This window comes from Deltaproteobacteria bacterium, from assembly GCA_016709225.1.
GTDB classification, from domain to species: domain Bacteria; phylum Myxococcota_A; class Polyangia; order Nannocystales; family Nannocystaceae; genus Xiheibacterium; species Xiheibacterium phototrophicum.
The window spans coordinates 1,594,197-1,612,409 of sequence record JADJEE010000012.1; the positions used below are offsets into that span (position 1 = coordinate 1,594,197).

The following is an 18,213-nucleotide window of genomic DNA, read 5'->3' on the forward strand; positions in this document are numbered from 1 at the left end:
AGGCTTGTCGATGTCCGCTCCGAGAACACCCGTTCGCCGCACACGCGCGCCTCTCGTGCTCGCGGCGCTGCTGGTGCTGACGAGCTGCGGTCGCGAACGCGAGGCCGCGCCGGTGACCGCTGCGCGGAGCTTCGCCACCGTGATGCAGGCGGGCGACAGCAAGGGCTTGCTGCCGCTGCTGAGCAGCGAAGCGGCCGCGCGGCTCGAGCAGGCCTCGACCCGCGCGAGCAATCAGGTCGGCGGCCGCCGCAACATCGAGCTCTACGAGATGCTGCAGATCGTCGACGTTCCCGACAGCTTCCAGGTGGCGAAGGCCGAGCTCGTCAGCTCGACCGACACCACCGCCCAAGTGGCGCTCGTCGCCGCCGACGGCGAGCGGCACCTGCTCGACATGGTGCTGGAGGACGGCAGCTGGCGCGTGCGGCTGCCGCTGCCGCCCATGGTCGACGAAGAGGCCACGTGAGCGTCGAAATCACCGATCCCGCGATGATGGAGGGCGCGCCCCCACCGGCGGCCCCGCGCGACGAGCCCGCAGCGAGCAGCGGCGCGCGACCACTCGATGCCGCGGGCGTCGTCCCCGGTGCCGGCGGCCCGCCGTCGGCGGGGAGCGGCCGATCGCTGCGGCTGGTGCTACCCGTGCTGTTGGCGTCGAGCGCGATGGCACTGCACTGGATCGTCAACGTGCCGCACGGCGACGTGCAGGTGAACGCGAAGGACCAAGGGGCCAAGGGCGACGCCAAGTCCAAGCCCAAGCCCAAGCGTCCACCGAAGAAGGGCTTCGAGCCGCGCCCCGCCGGCGAGCTCGATGCCTCGTGGGCACGCTTCGAGACCGTCGCATTCGACGCCGAGCCCATGAAGAGCGCGTGGGCGCGTCCGCACCAGTCGCTGCTCAACAAGGCCATCACCTACGCGCGCGCGCAGGCCTTCGAGGGTGCACCCGAGGAGCCGCGCATCACCGTCGACGCGGTCGAGTGCCGCACGATCCGCTGCCGCTTCGTCCTGCGGGGGCCATTCGCCCACGAGGTCGAGCTGCTCAGCGACACGCTGTCGAAGCTCGAGGTCGATGGCAGCAGCGCGTGGCGCAGCTACAAGACCGCCAAGGTCCAGCCGCCCAAGCCCGATCAGCCCGCCAGCGACACCTACCTCGAGGTGATGGTCGCGTTCCGCGAGGACAATCTCGAGGCCGAGGACTTCCGCGTGCCCGATGACGACGCCGACGCACCCCGCGACGGCGAAGCACCGCCGGCCGACGACACGCCGGACGACGGCTAGCCCGCCGCCCCGCGCGTGGCGCTGATCCAGCGCTCAGAACCGGAACGACGCACCCACCGACGCGCCGCCGCGTGTCGGCATCGCCCCGAAGGTCGCATCGTGTCGCCGCAGCACTGCAGCAGCGGCGTTGCTCGGACGCTTGCGCACGAACAGCAGCACCGTGAACACGATTGCTGCGGCACCGAACACGCCCGCGCCGACGTAGGCCGCGATCTGGCCCTTCTCGACGCCGTTGGCGACGTTGCAGATGCCGTCGACCTTGGCGTTCTTGACGGTCTTGCCGCCGTCCTTGCTTTCGTGCGCGAGCACGCAGTAGTCGGGCGCGCTCTCGGGGATGTCGTTGGACGGCTTGGCGTCCTTGACGCTGTCGGCCACCGCCCGCTTGAGCTTCTTGGGCAGCGAGGTGTTGAGCGCGACCGACAACCCCACGCCCACCGCGACGCCGGCGATCGCGAGGCTCCACGACACGCCAGTGCCGATCTTCTTCCACTTCGGGATCGGCTTGTGCAGCCCCCACTCGAGCTGCTTCTCGCGCTTGGGTGTGGGGCCCTTGTCGACCTCGGGCGTGCTCGGCGGGCCCGATGGCTCGAGGCCGGCGCTCGGCACCGGCTCGGCGTCGCTCTCGTCGCCGAGCATGCTCGCGACGATGGTGCGCGCAGTGTCGTCGATCGAGTCGCTCGACAGCTCGGCCGACGACAGCTTGCGCGAGTCGGTCTGCTCGAGCGCGGTCGCGACGTCGAGCATGGTGAGCTGCAGCTGGTACGAGCCGCCGCTCTTCGACAGCTTGCCGTAGACCAGCTTGCGCACCTCGATGGCCTTGCCGCCCTCGGCGAAGCACTTGTAGGCGTCGTTGCGCTCGCAGCCCATCGTCAGGCGCATCTCGGCCAGGCTCATCTCGGGGCCGCCGCCGACGCCCCGGGTCGCGAAGGCCTTGCGCAGGGCCTTGGTCAACGCGGTGCCGGCGGCCGCGTCGTCGCTCTCGAGGCCGAGCACCGCGCCGCCCTCCTCCACCGCTGCGTAGGCGAGCGCCGTCGGCGAGAATGGCGACGCCGCAGCGGACTGCGGCAACACCAGCGCGGCGGCGACAAGAAGACTCGTGCAGAACCTGGTCGGACGCATCGGGGGCTTGGCACGTCCACGATTGCACGGGGGAGCGGTCCGTGAAAAGGCCGAAGGCGGTCGATCGCGCCGATGCTGCGGTGGCAGCCTGCGGCTCGCGACTACGTTAGGGTTGGTGGTCTCCCCGAGCGGGGCGCTCCAGCTCCGTGCGCGTGTCAGAGCGCCTTTCGCCCGCCAAGTCTCCCCCCGCGTGTCTCCCAATGGTCGAACCCGATCCGAGCCCGCGACCCGCGTCCCCCCACGGGCACGCGCGCGACGCCCGAGGCGAGCACGCCCCGCGCGGTGGCTCCGATGTTGCGCCCGACGTGCTCGACGCCGCAGCACGTGCCCACGAGCTCGATGGCCGCGCGGCCACCGGCCTGCGCGCACGCGACAGCCTGGGCGTGCGCATCTCGGCGCTGGTCGCCGTGGTGCTGGTGGCGACCATGGGCTGGGGCATCGTCACGCTGCAACAGCTGCGCGACATCCAGGCCGGCTTCGATCGTCTGGTCGAGGTCTACGCAGTGTTCGACAAGCGTCTCGCCCAGGCCCACGTGCAGGCGGTGCGCATCGGCGAGCAGGTGCGCACGCACCAGAAGCGCGCGCCGACACAGCCCGAGGATCCGAGCGTGCGCAAGACCATCGTCGCCGCACTCCAGGCCCGCGCAACCATGGTCGAGGCGGCGCGCGAGCCCATCGACTCGGCGCTGCGCGAGCCGGAGCGGTTCGGCGGCCCTGACGAGCTCGCCGAGCTGCAGGGCATCCAGCAGTCGCTCGACCAGCTGCAGGGCCTGGTCGCGAGTCGCCCGGTCGAAGAGGTGCTGGCCGACGTGCGGTCGCAGGGGCAGATCGAGCAGCTCTTCGAGTCGCTGCGGGCGCAGAGCGGCAACGCCATCGAGGAGCTGCGCGACGAGGTCCAGCTCGCGCGTACGCGCGCGGAGCGATGGACGCTGGGGCTCGCGACGCTCACGCTCGTGATCGGCGTGCTCGCGAGCGTCGGTGTGTTCCTCACGCTGCGCCCGCTGCGGCGGCTCGCGATCGGCGTGCGACGGCTGGGCGGCGGCGACTGGTCGCAGCGCGTGTTGCCCGAGCACGCCGGACGCGGCGACGAAGTCGGTCAGCTGGCCGCGGAGTTCAACCACATGGCCGACGCGCTGCAGGAGCGCGAGCGACTGCTGCTGCGGGGCGAGCGACTGGCCGCGGCGGGTCAGCTCGCGGCGCAGATCACCCACGAGATCCGCAACCCGCTGTCGTCGGTCGCGCTCAACGTCGAGCTGCTCGAGGACGAGCTGCCCGCGGCCAGCGAGGGTCGTCGCCTGCTCGGCAAGATCACCGCCGAAGTCGATCGCCTCACCAACATCACCGAGAGCTACCTCCGCTTCGCCAGGCGCCCGAAGCCCGAGCTCGTGACCATCGATCTCGCCGCCGAGCTGCGGGGTTGGCTCGAGTTCACCGCCCCCGAGCTCGAGCAGGCCGGCGTCGCGCTCCAGCAGGACATCCCGCCCGCGCCGGTCTACGTGCAGGGCGACGCCAACCAGCTGCGGCAGGCGCTGCTGAACCTGTTGCGCAACGCCAAGGAGGCCGCGCTCGAACGCGAGCCCGGGGCCGCTGCGCGCGCCCCCGCGGTCGCCGTCGCGCTGCAGTGTAAGCGCGACACGGTGGTGCTGGTTGTGCAGGACAACGGCGGCGGGATCCCACTCGCGCCCGACAAGCTCGACCGCATCTTCGAGGCCTTCTACACCCGCAAGGCGCAGGGCACCGGCCTCGGCCTGCCGATGGTCCAGCAGATCCTCGCCGATCACGCCGGAGGCGTCCGCGTCGCGCAGACCGGCCCCACGGGCACGCGTTTCGAGCTATCGCTGCCAGCTTGCGCGCCAACGGACGCCGCCCTAAGCTCGCAGCCCCACGCCCGTCCGCGTTCGCCGGCCGAACCAGACGCCGCCTTCGACGAGCTCACATGACCGCCTCCGCCCCTCGTTCCGCCGCATCCTCCTCGCTCGTGCGATTCACCGTGCTGACGCTGGCCTTCGGCTCGGCCGTGGCCTGCACGGCGATCCTCAAGCCCCGCGACGACGTGCAGCGCTGCGGCAACGCAACCGAGTGCGATGCCACCGGCGACAACCGCTACGTGCCGGCGTGCCGCTACGACGACGCCCACCAGGACCTCGACAGCACCAAGGTCTCGAAGATCTGCGTCGCCGACTTCAAGCCCGACATCGGCTGCAACCCGATGAACTACGCCTCGGGCGAGGGGCTGAAGAACGGCTACTACGACCTCACCGAGAAGGACAGCTGCGCCGTGCTGTCGTGCACCGACGAGAACCGCGGCAAGGTCGGCTGTCCGCCGCCGTCGGGCGGCAGCTGCGACGACGGCCTGGAGCTGGTGTCGTTCGGCTCGAGCAGCTACTGCATCGACCCCGACGCCGACCAGCCAGTCATCCCGGGTGCGTCGCTCGCAGCCGCCGAGCTCGACGGGCAGCACATCAAGGATCAGTTCTGCAAGTCGTACTTCTGCGACGACACCTTCGTGTGCAACAACAACACCAACAAGTGCACGCCCTGCGACCCCGACCGCGACTACGGCGACGGCGGCTGCGGCATCGTGTTCAACGACGGCGCGCCCGCGCCGGTGTACGTGCTCGGTGACGACCTCGAAGGCATGTGCGCGGGCCCCGATGCCTCGACCGGCGACGTCGTCTTCGGCGCGTGCTGAGGCCCTGATGCCGATGCCGATGCCGATGCCGTCGACCCGCCGCGGCCCCGCCGTCGGCCTCGCCGCAGGAATGCTCGCGCTCGGCTGCGGCACGCCGGCCAGCAGCAGCGACGACGGCAGCAGCACCACGATGGCGGACACCTCGGGCGCGAGCGCCAGCACGACGGCGGGCACGACCACCGCGAGCGGCACCACGACCGCCGGCACCAGCGCGACCAGCTCGACCACGACCGCGAACCCCACGACCGCGGACACCACCGACGCGACGACCGCGACTGGCGACACCTCCACCAGCGATTCCGACCCGACCGGCGGTGGTTTCGACGCCAACGGCTGCCCCGCCGACGCGCCGGACTCGTGGATCAGCTGCGAGGACTTCGATGCGATCGACGACGCGCCGAGCCAGATCGCCGAGTGGGACGCGATGGGCGACGGCTTCGGCGTCGAGGCCGACGCCGCCGGCGGTGCGGGCGATCAGGCGCTGCGCATCACGTTGCAGCCGGGCGTGATGTTCGGCGGCTGGGTCTCGTTGCGCTGGGGCACCGGCCCCGATGCTCCCGGCGTGGACTCGCCGGGCGAGAGCTTCGACGAGGTCTGGGTGCGCTACACGCTGCGCCTCGACGACGCCTGGCCGGGCTGGCCCATCGGCGATCTCGGCGAGGTCATCGCGATGAACGGCTCGAACTGGGCCATCGCCGCCGAGACGGCGATCCGCGGCGACGGCAACGGCCGCCTGCATCCGCTGGGCTGGACCTGCATCTTCGGCGGCGCGCTCGCGTGCGACGGCAACAACGACTGGACCGGCGGCCTGCAGCTCATCTGGCAGGCCTCGGGGGCCTCGACGATCTTCGACGCCGCTGGTGCCGGCAACACGCTCTGCGTCGAGGCGCACATGCGCCTCAACACGCCGGGCGCCGCCGATGGCGAGGCGCAGATCTGGATCGACGGCACCATGGAGACCTCGACGACCAACGTCGACTTCCGCGGTACGTGGGACGACTTCGGCATCAACGCACTGCGCTTCACGAACTACACCAGCCCGCCGGTGAGCGCGCTGGACGTGTGGGTCGACGACGTCGTGGTCGCGACCGAGCGCGTCGGCTGCGAGTGAGTCCGACCGCGCGTCAGAGCGCGGCGAGTCGCTTGCGTGCGGGCTCGGGTAGCTTGCCCGCCAGCGCCTGCGCGGCGGTCTGCTTGGCGCCGTCGCGATCGCCGACGGCGGCTTGGGCGAGCGCGACCACGACCAGGGTGTCGACCGGGCCCTTGCCCTGCGCGTCGCCGAGGGCCTTGCTCGCGCGTTGCACCGCCGCCTTCGCGTCGGCCGCCTTGCCGGCCGCCTGCAGCTGCAGGGCGCGCGCTGCCAGCACGATGGGATGCAGCGGTGCCAGGCCTGCGGCCCGCGTGCGCGCGTAGGCGACGGCGTCCTTGTCGTCGGTGACGAGTGCGAGCATCAGCAGGCGCGCGGCGGGATCGAGGGAGTCGGCGTCGATCGCCAACGCACCGCGCAGCACCGCCTTCTCCTTCGCGACGTCGTTCTCGGTGCGTGCGAGCTCCGCCAGCTTCACGTAGGGCTCGATCGACTCGGTGTGGAACGCCTGCGCAGCCTCGAGGTGGCGGCGCGCCGCGCCGGGCGTCTTGCCCTGCTGCAGCAGCTGCGCGATCGCCATGCGGGTCGCAAAGCCGTCGCCCCCGCGGCTGACGAGGGTCTCGAGCGTGCGCACCGCCTCCGCATGATTGTTGGCCTCGACCTGTTGCTGCGCCTTCTGCCACAGCCCCAGCCGCGGATCGCTGCGCTCGGCCTTGTTCGCTGGCGACCACCCGCTCAGCTTGCTGCGCAGCTGCCCCGTGAACCACGTCTCGAACTCACCCTCGACCGTCGACAACGGCTTGCCGAGGTGCTGCTCGAACAGCTCCGGGGTCTGCTTGCCGCTGGCGTAGCCGTCGAGGATCGCGATGAGCTTGTCGCGGCCGTAGGTCGCCGCGAGGTAGCGGATGGCATAGGCCGCGGTGGCGTAGGCGGCCTCCATCATGATCGGGCTCTCGGCGCGGATGAAGGCCAGCTCCAGCTCGGACAACTTGCGCAGCTTGCCGAGCCTGCGCGCCTCGGTGAGCAATGCGGCGCTCTCACGCGCCCACGCGGGATCGGCCTGCTCGGACTCCCACTCCGAGAGGCCCTCGGTGAACCACCGCGGCACGCGGCCCTTGCTGCGACGGATCGCGTAGACGTGGGCGAGCTCGTGGCGCATCACGAGGTCGAGGTTCACGCGACCGCTGTAGGGCCCGATGAAGGTGATGAGCGGGCCGAAGCAGACCGCAACCGCACCGAGGCTCGGCACTCCGACGGTCCGCACCGAGAACTCGTCGGGCGAGGCGAAGAACTCCAGCCGAAGCTTGCCGGCATCGACGTGGTAGAAGCCGTCGAGCGCCTTGCGCGAGCGCGTGGCGAACTCGAGCAGCACCGGCTGCACGAACTCGCGGTCTTGCTTGGGCAGTCGCACGGTGAAGCCACCGGCGGACTCGACGTCGTAGTGCTTGTCGAGCTGGTTCTCGTAGAGATCGAGCACGTTGCGGGTGCGCGCGTTGAACGGATCACCCTTCCACGAGCGCTCGAGCGCCGCGCGTCCGTCGGTCTCGTTGCCGAGCCGCAGCAAGTTGAGGCCCAGCGCGCTCTGGACGTAAGGATCGTTCGGCGCCAGCGCTGCGCCCTCGCGCAGCACCTCATCGGCCTCGGGGTAGAGATGCAGGAAGCCGAGGATGTCGGACAGATCCTTGAAGAAGAAGCCGTCGACCGGGTTGCGTGCGAGCACGCGATCGCGGGTCGCCGCGTAGCCCTTGTCGTCGGCACGGGCGATCGCCAGCGCCGCGAGCACGGCCAGCGATCGTTCATGCGTGGGATCGATGGTCAGCGCGGCGCCGGAGGTGTGGCTCGCGACCTCGTCCGCGCGGCCCTCGATCAGCGCGATGCGGGCCAGCGCCGCGTGGGCCTCGGGGTGCTTCGGGTCGACCATCAACGCCTCGGCGGCGGCGCGCGAGGCGGGCGCGAAGCGGAGGTTCTCGATGTGCACCATCGCCATGCCGGCGAGCGCGTCGGGGTGCCACGGATCGCGCGCGAGCAGCAGCTCGAACGTGGTCGCGGCCTCGTCGGCGGCGTACTTCTCGAGGAACACTGCCGCTCGCAGCAGGCGCACACGATCGCCGACCCAGCTGCCGGCCTCGACCGGCGTCTTGGCCTCGGCCTCCTCGAGCACCATGTTGGCGTCGTGGTAGCCACCCTTGCCGCCGCGGGCGAGCGCCGCGATGGCGACCGCGAGCAGCGATGCGGCGTCGTCGACCTTGCCGGCGTCATAGGCGTCGTAGAGGCGATCGATGAGCTTCTTGGTGGTCGCGTCGGCACGCCGGCCGGTGTCGACCCGAACCGCGACGAGATCGCCGAGCAACGCCGGCGCGTCGGCGTGCTTGCGCAGCGCCTCCTCGAGCAGGGCCTCGGCCTCGCGCAGCTGACCGCGCTGCCGGTGCACGTGCACGCGCAGCTGCACCACCGCGACGTCGAGCGGCGCGCCACGCTTGTCCTCGAGCACGGCCTGCGCCTGCTCGAGCGCGCCGACGGTGATCTGCGCGCGCGCCAGCGCGAGGCGCAGCTCGATATCCTTCGGCTTGGCGGCGAGCATGGGCGTCAACGCAGCGATCGCGCCGTCGGGGTTGCCGTGCAGCACCGCCGACAACGCGTCGTCGCGACCTTCGACCGGCTCGGCCTTCGGCCGCTCGCGGGGCTTTGGCGCGGCGTCTTCCTCGACCGCGGCGACCTCGGCTGCGTCCGCTTCGCCGCTGCCGACCCGCGGATCCGCGGCCGCCGGATCGGCATGATCCGCGGGCGCGGCCGCGACCACCGGCGGGGTCGAGCTTCCACGGGGCTGGCACGCCAGCGTCGCCAGCAAGGCCATCGCGACCCCGCGGCCGCGGGCCACACCCGCCGCTGCGCGTCGTTGCTCGGGACCGCGTCGCGTCGTCGTCATCGTCACTCCACGCCGGCCACGTGGGGCCTCGGCAGCTCGAGCATCGATTGTGGGAGCTGGCACGGCGGGAGTCAAACCGTGCTCGCCCATTCGCGGCCGCAGCAAAGGCGGACTCGAGGGAGCAGTTCGTCGCAGCTCGGCGGCTCCCAGGTACACGCCGCGAGCGAGTTCGCCTCGCGTGAAATCATGCTACCACCGAGCGATGGTGTCGCCGCACGTGAGAGCGCTGGTGTGCTGGGTGGGGCTCGGCGCCGGCGTGGCGGGGTGCAAATCGGCGAGCGAGCGGCTCGAAGGTCTCGTTCCCGACGGCGCGACCGGCATTGCGAGCGCCGACGTGGCCGCCATTCGCAGCGGTGAGCTCTACGCGAAGCTCCGTGGCATCGCCGACGCGCAACCCGACGTCGCCGGCAAGCTCGACGCGCTGCGTGACACCTGCAAGCTCGACCTCGACACGCTCGATCGCTACGTCGTCGGCTTCGATGCGTTGGGCGCCAACCTCTTCATCGCGATGCACATGCCACGCATCGGGACCACCGACGCGCTGACGTGCGCGCTCGGGCAACTCGGCGGCGACGAGCTCGCCACGCTTCGCGAGGAGGACGGCCGTGCCGTGCTCGAGCCCAAGGGCGGCGAAGGCAGGGCATGGGCGCTCGACGACGACACGCTGGTGCTGGTGACCAAGGGCTGGGTCGACGCGGTGCAGGGTCGCGTCGCCGGCAAGGGCAAGGGCGCGATCGAGGGCAACCTCGCGGCCGCGGTCGCGCTGGCCGATCGCAAGCGGCAGGTGTGGTTCGCCGGCGAGTGGCCGGCGCTGGCCGCCAAGGTGCTCGAGCGCGGCCCCGTCGTCGGCCTCGAGCGCGTCGGTGGCGGCTTCGACCTCGGCAGCCAGATGCAGCTGGTCGCGACCCTCGAGTTCCGCGACGATGCATCCGCGAGCGCGGCGAAGACCGCACTCGACGCGCAGAAGACGGAGTTCGTCGCGCGGATGAAGTCCGAGCAGATCCCCAGCGAGATGCTCGAATCGGTCGCACTCGAGCTCGATGGTCGGCACGTCGTCGTGCGATCCGACGTCCCCATCGTGCAGCTGGTCGAGCAGTCGCTCGCATCGTTCCGCGGCTACATGGTCCGCTCGAAGACGGTCGAGGCACGGCTCAACCTCGGCTCGATGTGGCGATCCCTGCAGTACGCCGCGACCGAGGAGCGCGTCGGAGCGGACGGAGCGTTGGCGCCGGCGGGTTGCCCGACCGGCGGCCGCGCCGAGGGCTCGGCGGGCATCACCCCACCGCTCGAGATCGACTGCAGCAAGGGCTGCGTGGCGGGCCGCGACTACGACGCCGCGCTGTGGCGCGAGAACCCGGTCTGGTCGGCGCTGTCGTTCGAGCCCTTCGAGACCCACCGCTACCACTACGACCTCGAGTGGAAGAACGCGAGCCCCGGCCGCTGCGAGTTCACGCTGAAGGCGTTCGGCGACCTCGATGGTGATCGCGTGTACTCGACCTTCGCGCGCAGCGGCACGGTGGCGGCCGGGCTGGTCGAGGGCGCGCAGGAACCTACGGCGACCGACGAAGCCGAGTGACCCCGCCGGTGGCCCCGCCCCGACGCGGGCCGGCGGACAGCGCCCGGCGCCCCGACACCGGGGCCGGAAACACGCCGTCAGCCCGGCCGGTAGGGGGTGCTATCGTCAATGCAGATGGCCGAGCAGAAAGCCCACACCGCCTACCCTGCCGACGTCTACGAGACGTTCGACGCGTTCATGCAGCAGGTCATCAAGGAGACCTACGAGCACGGGGCCAAGCGCGCCGAGTTCGTCGCCTTGGTGATCGCCTCGGGTGAGCTGCTGCCGATGGCCTGGGGCCGCATGAAGAAGAGCGGCGTGAAGGAGCTGGCGCTCGGCGCCGCCGGCGTGGTCGCGCTGCGGGTCGGCCTCAAGTACCTCATCGGTGGTCCGCTCGGCATGATCCTCACCGGCTTCACCGCCGCCACGCTGATCTCGTTCTTCTGGTCCAACCAGAAGGAGGTCATGCGCCGCGTGAAGCCCTACAAGAAGGTCATTCGCGACGCCCACGAGAAGTTCGACGACGTGCAGGCGCGCTACCAGGACGGCCGCTACGACGCCGGCGAGCGGGCGCTGTTGATCGAGGGCCTGCTGCGCCGCGTGCTCGGCGAGATCGAGGCCCCGCTGGTCGCCGAGGACGAGCCCAAGACCGGCGCGTGAGCGCAACCCGTCAGCGCCGACGCGACGGGATCCACACCACCACGTCGAGGCCGAGCGAGAGCTCGATCCCGCCGATGCGACCGATCGGGCGCAACGACTGATCGAGCAGCTCGACCACGCGACCGCCGTCTCCGGGCGCCGATGATGCGCCGAGCTCGAGCCGCGGCCCCAGGCGCACCTCCACGCCGCGCGTGGTCTCGAACAGGTGCCCCGCCGACAGGCGCAGTGCACCACCCAGCAGCGGTCGCTGCACGCGGCGACTGCCGCTGGGATCGGCGAAGCCGGCGCGATCGCCCGACGCCCGCACGCTCCACGGCTCGACCGTGAACGCGCCGGCGGCTGCGAGTTCGAAGCTGTCGTGCCACCGCCACGCGTACCCCGCTGCAAGCGCGAAGCGTCCCCGCAGCAGGCGTGCGACGTCGGCCAGCGGTCGCCCCACGAAGCGCGCGTCGAGCTCCACCAACGCACCGCTGCGGTGACGCAGTGCGAGCCCGACCTCGCCGCCGATGCCCGCGAAGCGATCGGTGCGGATCGGCTGCCCCAGCCCCAGCACGACCCCGGGCGCCATCACCACTCCGAGCTCGAGCAGCGGCACCGGTCGCGGCGGTGCCGGCGACTCGGCCTCGCACACCGGCGGCGGTGTCACGACCGGCACGGGGCACTCGGGACACGCAGGCGGTGGCGTTTCGCCGGGCGGCACCTCGACGTCCTCGCGATCGGCTCGCACGGTGCCGGCCTCGATCGCCGACACGAGGTTGGCGATGTTGCCGGCCAGCAGGCGCGTGACGTCATCGCGCGACGAGTCGGGATCGGCGGCGATGGTGCGGTCGTACGCTCGACCATCGCTGGCCACGATCGTCAGCGTGTAGGCCGAGGCCACGTCGCCGTGGCGACGCAGGTCGACGAACACGAAGAAGGTCTCGGCCGCGGTCTGCGGCTCGCTGGCGTGGTCCACGATGCGCGCTCGTTGGAGGCGCAGCGCCAGCTCGCCGCGCAGCCCCTCGAGGTCGACATCGGCGGCGCGCAGCCGCAGCACCTCGACCGCGGGGCTCGACGGCTTCGACGGCTGGCTCGACGCAGGCTGCGACGCCGCACGTCGCACGGCAGCCGGCGGCGACGCCAGCATCGAACACAGCGAGAACAACGCGAGCGACAGGTTCATCCGCGGGCCGAAACGACGAAGGGATCCGGGGCAAACCTGCCCGGGATCCCTCTACGGATCAAGCGCGACGCGAGCCGCATGCAGGTCAGCTCGTGGTCGAGCTGCCGTTGCTGTCGCTGTCGCTATCGCTGTCGCCGCCGCCGTGGTCTTCGCTGCTCGACGAGCTGCTATCGCACTCGGTCCCGCAGCCGCTGCTGCTACCGCCGCCGTCGCTGTCGCTGTCGCTGCCGTCGTCGTCGTCGTCACCGCTACTGCTCGCGCCGTCGGTCGCCGTGTCCGCAGTGTCGGTGCCACCCATGCCCGTGGTCATGCCGTCGGTTGCATCGGTCGACGAGCTGCCCGCGGTTCCACCGCTGACGCCCATCACGACGTAGGGCTCGACGCCACAACCCGCCGTCGACATCGCGACCAGCAGGGCGAGCGTCGCCCAACGCCCCACGGGCCGCAGGCTCGACCCACGCCTCATGGCCCGGTGCCACCCTGCGAGCCGCTCGCCTTGGCGGCCTCGGCCCGATAGCTGCCGCGCGGGAAGTCGCGCAGGTACGCCGACCAACAGGCGGCGGGATCCTTCGCGATGCGGCACAGCCCCCCACGCGCGTCGTCGGCATAGCGACCATGCGGGAAGCGCTGCAGGTACGCGCGCCAACGCTTGGCCTCGCGGGCCGCGTCGCCGCGCTGCCGTGCGAGCGCGAACAGGTCGCCCCACGCCAGCTCCGCCAGCGCGTTGCGTCCACCCAGTGCGGTGACCTGCAGGTACTTGGTCTCGGCGAGGTCACGATCGCCGTCCGCCCAGGCGCGCCGGGCCTGCGCCGAGAGCTCGCGCAGCGCGTCGAGGTCGACACCCACGCGGGGCCGACGCGAAGGTTCGACGGCGCTCGACTCGATCGGCGCGACCACGTCTTCGATCGGAGCGACCGGCGTCTCGAGCTCCGGCGCGGGCGCGGGCGCGGGTCGCTGCGGCGGCGCCGGCGTGCGTTCGACCAGGGGCTCGTCGGCGCTACGGTCGAGGCGATCGCTCTGCGCCGCCTGGTTGCGTGCATCGTCGGCCGCGTGCTCCTGCGCCGGCGTCATCCAGCGCACGCCGGCCACCGTGGCGACCACGGCCGCGGCGAGCAACGCCCCCGCGGCGAGCACGACACCGAGCCGCGAGCGCTGCGGTCGCGGGCGCGGCAGCGGCGGAATCGGCCGCATGCGTCGCTCGGTGACCATGCGCTCCACGGCCCCGCGGGCGTCGTCCGTCAGCTGCGTGAGCATGTCGTCGGCCTGCCCCGCGCGTGGCCGCGGGCTCAGCTCGAGCACCGGTGCCAACCCGTCGGTCGGCGCGGTGGATGCGTCGTCGTCGTCTTCGTCGTCGCCGTGGTCGGCCTGCGCGCGCGCGAGCACGGCCGCGAAGTCGGGCCGCACGCCCGCACGGGCCCGCGCGATCGAGGCCTGCGCGTCGGCGACGAGCGCGTCGACCGGGTCGCTCGAGGTGTCGGATCGCTCGCTCACGACGCACCCCCCGACCAACCAAAGCGCTCGAGTTCCTCGCGCAGGCGTGCGCGCGCACGGCTGGCCCGCACCGCGAGGTTGCCCTCGGTGATGCCGAGCAGAGTCGCGGCCTCGGCGGGCGGCATGCCCTCGAGCTCGCGCAACACGAAGGCCTCGCGAAGGTTCTCCGGCAGCGTCGCCAGCAGCTCGTAGAGCAGCTTCATCCGCTGGTCCTGCATGTGCACGACATCGACGCCGGCCGTGACACCGTCCTCGCAGACCTCGGCCAGCACGCGAAGCCGATCGTTGGCGCGATCGCCCGACCGCGAGCGACGCCAGTGCATGCGCACGACGTTGAGCGCGATGCCCCGCAGCCAGCCCATGAAGCTGGAGCGCCCGTCGTACTGGCGCACGTTGGTCATCGCGCGAGCGTAGGCGTCCTGCACGAGGTCCTCCGCCAGCGCACTGTCGCCCGTCAGGTAGCAGACGTGCTTGAGCAGGGCATCGAAGGTGTCCTGGTACAGCCGCGACCAGGCGTCGAGGTCGCCCCGACGCGCGCGCGCGACCAGCTGCTCGGTGCGGGCCTGCGCGTCATCGCCCCCGTCCTCGGACGCGGGCTGCACGTCCTGCGGCTGCGCGATGCGGGGCATCGGACGCAGCTGGACGACCAGCGCGGGGTCGGTGGGCGAGCGCGGCATGGCAAACGTGGCGGACTGCCGAAGCACCCCGCGATCCCATGATGCGCGAGCGCGCCAGCCATTACGAGAAAATCCGCGGGCGTGCCGACCCGGCGGATCCCGCGGCGAAGCGGCGGCGGGTCAGCCCGCCGGGTGCTTGGCGTGCCAGGCCCGGGTGAAGTCGGTGGCCTTGCGGTAGCTCTCGCGGACCTCGTCCACCAGGAGCTTCTCGATCTTGCCCCCGATGAGGGCGATGGAGCACTCGAGCGTACCCTCCCACACGCGCTTCACGCGGCTCTCGCCCAGCGGCTCGAGCCGGTAGGTGCCGTGGGTCTGGATCTTCTCGGCCATGAAGCTCGGGACCGTCACGGTGCGCATGAGGTTCTCGCGCGCCTTGAAGTGGTTCTTCTCGACGTAGCTGAAGCCACCCTTCACGAACTTCTGGATGATCGCCGGCACCTCGCGTCGCGGCGTGAGCCGTTGCTCGCGGCGGATCTCGAGTGCGTCGCCCTCACCTGTGCGCTCGAGCGAGAGCGGCTCGCAGGTGATGTCGAGCGCCGGCCACAGCTCGCGGTTGAACTCGTCGCTGAAGAAGACCGACCAATAGTGCGCGGCCGAGACGTCGAAGGTGTCTTCGATGGTGTACTTCATCGCCGACGGCAGCCTGCCTCACGGGCGCGGCCGCTGTCCACCGGCGTCGTGCACTGGCGGCTCGTCCGCCGCGGGCGCGTCGGCGAACGCACGGGCCCGAACCTCGCGGTTGCGCAGGAACACCGCCAACGCGACACCACCGACGAGCTCGCCATACCACAGCGTCGCCACGCGCCCGAGGATCGTCGCGGCGAGGGCCATCGGCGCGGTCGCACCGGCGACCAGCTTCGCGGTCGCCACCGCCAGGCTGCCCTCGGCGGCGACGAGACCGCCCGGGAGGAAGCTCAGCGCACCGACCAGCGTGCCGATCGACCACAGGAACGCGCACAGCGTCAACGAGGCCTCGGTGCCCGCGAAGCCACCGACGATCAGCCAGAAGCCCACGCACTCGAGACCCCAGCCAACCACGGAGAGCGCACCGAGCACGACGATCGGGCGCAGCCGCAGCACCACCGCGGCGGCCTCGACCAGCAGCTCCGCCCGCGCCGCGATGCGGCCGATCCCGGGGAGGCCCCCGAGCCGCCGCAGGAGCGGATGAAGGATCGGTGGCGTGCCGAGCACCACGACCCCACCGACGACCAGCACCGCGGTGGCGATCACCACCGGCAGGTACTCGCGGAAGCGCGAGACCCCGACCAGGCTCAGCACCACCAGCGCGAGCAGATCGGTGATGCGGTCTGCGACCACGATCGGCGCGGTGCGGCTGAACGCGACCCCGTCGCTGGCCTTGAGCAACGCACTGCGCACGACCTCACCGAGCTTGCCCGGCGAGATCGACATGCTGAGCCCCGCGAGATAGATGGTCAGCGAGCGGGTCCGGGTGAGCCCGGGCGCCTCGTCGCGCACGCCGAGCCAGCCCAGCGAGAGTTCCCACTTGGCGAAGCGCAGCAGATAGTTCACCGACGACAGCGCCAACGCGGCGCCGAACCGCCACCACGGGTAGTCCACCAGCTCGGCGGCGATGGTGCGGGTGTCGAACCAGATCATCGCGACCGCGTAGAGCAGCGCGCCCGCGACGATGGCGTAGAGCGTGCGCCGCAGCAGTCGGCTCACGGCCGTCGCACCTCGCGGGTGCGCGGGCGGGGCGACCACAACGGGCCCGCCGCGCTGACCGGCTCCACGCGTACGCGCGGCCACGGCTCGGCCGCAGCGCGGCCGATGAAGCTCGCCGCCAGCGGGGCGTCGTCGCGACCATGCGCCCGCGCGAGCAACCACGCATCGAACGCCTCGGCGCGGCTGCGCACCAGCTCGCCGCTGTGGCCGAGCCCGCCCAGCGCGTACACCCGCGCCAGCGGTCGCGCGCGCGCGCGCGCCGTGGCCCGACGCGCGCGCAGCAGCAGCTGCTCGGCGTCGACCAACCACGTGTAGCCTGCGAACACCTCGGCGACCACGCGCGAGGCCAGCTCGGGATCGTCATGCCCGGTGACCCGTGCCAGCGCGCGCAGCCCGTGGGCGAGCGGACCCGCGGCCTCGGTCGCGGGCGCTTCGTCGACGATCATCGGCGTGACCAGCACGAGGTGTCGACCCACCCAGCCGCGCGGCAGGCAGCAGCGATGCTCGCCGAAGGCCAGCTCGAGCGTGCGTCGATCGCCGTCGGCGTGGGACAGCTTTGCGAGTGCACCGATGTCGGCCGGGGCTCGACCGAGCGCGCACCACGAGGTCGGCACACCGGCGCCCACCAGCACCGCGACCATGGCGTCCAGTGCCGCCGTCGAGCTGCACCACGGCGGGGTCGGGCCGCGCCCGACCAAGGCCAGCAACACGCCGCGGCGGCGCGCCAGTTGCGGCATCGTGTCGAGCAGCGCGACGCCGATGCCCGCACTCACCTCGGCGTGCACGCGCAGGGGGTTCGGCACGTTCACGGCCGGCGGAGGTTAGCACGGACGCTCGGGTCCGTTCCCACGCCCGCCCGCGGTGCTACCATTGCCTCGCACGGGACAGGGACCCGTCGCGCTCGCCCCCACGCCGAAGCGCGACGCCATCGCCACGCGTGGGACCGTTTCGAACGGAGGTCGACGTGAGTCACGAGGTGATCTGGATCGGTCGCGCTTCTCGACCCGGCCGCGCGCGACAGCTCTACGTGCGCGTGCGAACCGACGGGCGCGCACCGACGCCCGACGACGTCGCGACCGCCATCGATGATCCCTTCGCCGCGGCCACGCCGGCCCTCAGCGGCGAGGCCCCGGGCGACGCCGCCGAGCTCGCCGCGTCGCTGCCCGATCGGCCCGAGGTCCTGCGGGCGCCGATCCGCGATCTGACGCTGCGTGCACCGCTGCGCCCCGGCAAGATCATCTGCGTCGGTCGCAACTACGCCGCCCACGCCAAGGAGATGGGCAACGAGGTGCCGACCGAGCCGCTGCTCTTCAGCAAGCCTGCGACCGCGTTGTTGCCGTCGGGAGCACCGTTGTCGCTGCCGCGGGGCTACGAGCGCATCGACATGGAGGCCGAGCTGGTGGTGGTGGTCGGCCGCACCGGCCACAGCTTCGATCGCGAGCGCGCGCTCGAGCACGTGTTCGGCTACGTGCTCGGCAACGACGTGTCGAACCGCGACCTGCAGAAGCTCGACAAGCAGTGGACCCGCGCCAAGGGCTTCGACGGCTTCGCGCCGCTGGGTTCGTTCATCCGCGTGCACGGCGGTGCAGCCCCGCCCGCCGACGCGCGCATCCAAGGCTTCGTCGACGACGCGCTGCGACAGGACGCGCCGCTGTCGGACATGATCTTCGACATTCCGTACGTGCTCGCGTACGTCGCCGCTTGCATGACGCTCGAGCCGGGCGACCTGATCTTCACCGGCACGCCGGAGGGCGTCAGCGCGCTCGCGCCGGGCTGCGTGACCGCGGTCGGCATGACCGGCTTCGAGCTCGGTCGCCTGGCGACCCCCGTGCGGTAGCGGGCTAGTACCTCGACACAGCGATAGTGACGGGCCATAACACCGCCCTGAC

17 protein-coding genes are annotated in these 18,213 nt (G+C 71.8%); 8 read left to right on the top strand and 9 right to left on the bottom strand.

Translation table 11 applies throughout. From position 1 onward, the window contains the following. The first annotated feature begins 10 nt into the window (after nt 1–10). Both IPH07_31520 and IPH07_31525 read left to right on the top strand, forming a co-directional pair. Nucleotides 11–463, top strand: a complete 453-nt coding sequence (locus IPH07_31520; protein ID MBK6921969.1) for a hypothetical protein — start codon at nt 11–13, stop codon at nt 461–463. After that, nucleotides 460–1,272 (top strand): hypothetical protein, encoded by an 813-nt coding sequence (locus tag IPH07_31525; protein ID MBK6921970.1) that lies wholly within the window; start codon nt 460–462, stop codon nt 1,270–1,272. Before IPH07_31520 ends, IPH07_31525 begins: the two co-directional genes overlap by 4 nt. Before the next feature lie 33 nt (nt 1,273–1,305). On the opposite strand, the gene IPH07_31530 is transcribed toward IPH07_31525, so the two are convergent. After that, a complete protein-coding gene (locus IPH07_31530; GenBank protein MBK6921971.1) occupies nt 1,306–2,391 on the bottom strand; it encodes a hypothetical protein in 1,086 nt (361 codons plus the stop codon). 305 nt (nt 2,392–2,696) lie between these two features. On the opposite strand from IPH07_31530, the gene IPH07_31535 reads away from it, so the two are divergent. The 3 genes from IPH07_31535 to IPH07_31545 are packed head-to-tail and all read left to right on the top strand — an operon-like array spanning nt 2,697 to nt 6,194. Beyond that, the gene (locus IPH07_31535) at nt 2,697–4,331 is read left to right on the top strand and encodes a HAMP domain-containing histidine kinase (GenBank protein MBK6921972.1); all 1,635 of its coding nucleotides are present in this window, start codon (nt 2,697–2,699) and stop codon (nt 4,329–4,331) included. A gap of 38 nt (nt 4,332–4,369) precedes the next feature. Further along, a complete protein-coding gene (locus tag IPH07_31540; protein ID MBK6921973.1) occupies nt 4,370–5,083 on the top strand; it encodes a hypothetical protein in 714 nt (237 codons plus the stop codon). Nucleotides 5,084–5,090: 7 nt separating this feature from the next. After that, the gene (locus IPH07_31545) at nt 5,091–6,194 is read left to right on the top strand and encodes a hypothetical protein (GenBank protein ID MBK6921974.1); all 1,104 of its coding nucleotides are present in this window, start codon (nt 5,091–5,093) and stop codon (nt 6,192–6,194) included. A gap of 13 nt (nt 6,195–6,207) precedes the next feature. Here IPH07_31545 and IPH07_31550 read toward each other — a convergent pair whose 3' ends face one another. Beyond that, a complete protein-coding gene (locus IPH07_31550) occupies nt 6,208–9,096 on the bottom strand; it encodes a tetratricopeptide repeat protein (GenBank protein ID MBK6921975.1) in 2,889 nt (962 codons plus the stop codon). A 202-nt stretch (nt 9,097–9,298) separates the two neighbouring features. Here IPH07_31550 and IPH07_31555 point away from each other — a divergent pair, with 202 nt between their 5' ends. Both IPH07_31555 and IPH07_31560 read left to right on the top strand, forming a co-directional pair. Then, nucleotides 9,299–10,672, top strand: coding sequence for a hypothetical protein (locus IPH07_31555; protein ID MBK6921976.1), 1,374 nt, complete (start codon nt 9,299–9,301; stop codon nt 10,670–10,672). A gap of 114 nt (nt 10,673–10,786) precedes the next feature. Then, on the top strand, nt 10,787–11,311 hold the full coding sequence (locus tag IPH07_31560) for a hypothetical protein (GenBank protein ID MBK6921977.1): 525 nt from the start codon (nt 10,787–10,789) through the stop codon (nt 11,309–11,311). 10 nt (nt 11,312–11,321) lie between these two features. Here IPH07_31560 and IPH07_31565 read toward each other — a convergent pair whose 3' ends face one another. From IPH07_31565 to IPH07_31595, 7 genes are all read right to left on the bottom strand, one after another. Further along, nucleotides 11,322–12,473, bottom strand: a complete 1,152-nt coding sequence (locus tag IPH07_31565; protein MBK6921978.1) for a hypothetical protein — start codon at nt 12,471–12,473, stop codon at nt 11,322–11,324. Between the two features lie 85 nt (nt 12,474–12,558). Beyond that, the gene (locus IPH07_31570) at nt 12,559–12,912 is read right to left on the bottom strand and encodes a hypothetical protein (protein ID MBK6921979.1); all 354 of its coding nucleotides are present in this window, start codon (nt 12,910–12,912) and stop codon (nt 12,559–12,561) included. A 23-nt stretch (nt 12,913–12,935) separates the two neighbouring features. Then, nucleotides 12,936–13,964 (bottom strand): hypothetical protein, encoded by a 1,029-nt coding sequence (locus IPH07_31575; GenBank protein MBK6921980.1) that lies wholly within the window; start codon nt 13,962–13,964, stop codon nt 12,936–12,938. Continuing rightward, nucleotides 13,961–14,641, bottom strand: a complete 681-nt coding sequence (locus tag IPH07_31580) for an RNA polymerase sigma factor (protein MBK6921981.1) — start codon at nt 14,639–14,641, stop codon at nt 13,961–13,963. The genes IPH07_31575 and IPH07_31580 overlap by 4 nt, the downstream gene beginning before the upstream one ends. 120 nt (nt 14,642–14,761) lie before the next feature. Further along, complete coding sequence (locus tag IPH07_31585) at nt 14,762–15,271, bottom strand: DUF2505 domain-containing protein (protein MBK6921982.1); 510 nt, start codon at nt 15,269–15,271, stop codon at nt 14,762–14,764. An 18-nt stretch (nt 15,272–15,289) separates the two neighbouring features. Then, a complete protein-coding gene (locus IPH07_31590; protein ID MBK6921983.1) occupies nt 15,290–16,324 on the bottom strand; it encodes a flippase-like domain-containing protein in 1,035 nt (344 codons plus the stop codon). Further along, nucleotides 16,321–17,133, bottom strand: a complete 813-nt coding sequence (locus tag IPH07_31595) for a hypothetical protein (GenBank protein MBK6921984.1) — start codon at nt 17,131–17,133, stop codon at nt 16,321–16,323. Before IPH07_31595 ends, IPH07_31590 begins: the two co-directional genes overlap by 4 nt. A 155-nt stretch (nt 17,134–17,288) precedes the next feature. Here IPH07_31595 and IPH07_31600 point away from each other — a divergent pair, with 155 nt between their 5' ends. After that, on the top strand, nt 17,289–18,161 hold the full coding sequence (locus IPH07_31600; protein MBK6921985.1) for a fumarylacetoacetate hydrolase family protein: 873 nt from the start codon (nt 17,289–17,291) through the stop codon (nt 18,159–18,161). Nucleotides 18,162–18,213 lie beyond the last annotated feature (52 nt).

Bases quoted from the DNA above. Each gene is read 5' to 3' on its own strand.
- IPH07_31520 (MBK6921969.1), top strand. From the start codon at position 11: ATGTCCGCTCCGAGAACACCCGTTCGCCGCACACGCGCGCCTCTCGTG.
- IPH07_31530 (MBK6921971.1), bottom strand. From the start codon at position 2,391: ATGCGTCCGACCAGGTTCTGCACGAGTCTTCTTGTCGCCGCCGCGCTG.
- IPH07_31545 (MBK6921974.1), top strand. From the start codon at position 5,091: ATGCCGATGCCGATGCCGATGCCGTCGACCCGCCGCGGCCCCGCCGTC.
- IPH07_31550 (MBK6921975.1), bottom strand. From the start codon at position 9,096: ATGACGACGACGCGACGCGGTCCCGAGCAACGACGCGCAGCGGCGGGT.
- IPH07_31555 (MBK6921976.1), top strand. From the start codon at position 9,299: ATGGTGTCGCCGCACGTGAGAGCGCTGGTGTGCTGGGTGGGGCTCGGC.
- IPH07_31560 (MBK6921977.1), top strand. From the start codon at position 10,787: ATGGCCGAGCAGAAAGCCCACACCGCCTACCCTGCCGACGTCTACGAG.
- IPH07_31565 (MBK6921978.1), bottom strand. From the start codon at position 12,473: ATGAACCTGTCGCTCGCGTTGTTCTCGCTGTGTTCGATGCTGGCGTCG.
- IPH07_31580 (MBK6921981.1), bottom strand. From the start codon at position 14,641: ATGCCGCGCTCGCCCACCGACCCCGCGCTGGTCGTCCAGCTGCGTCCG.
- IPH07_31585 (MBK6921982.1), bottom strand. From the start codon at position 15,271: ATGAAGTACACCATCGAAGACACCTTCGACGTCTCGGCCGCGCACTAT.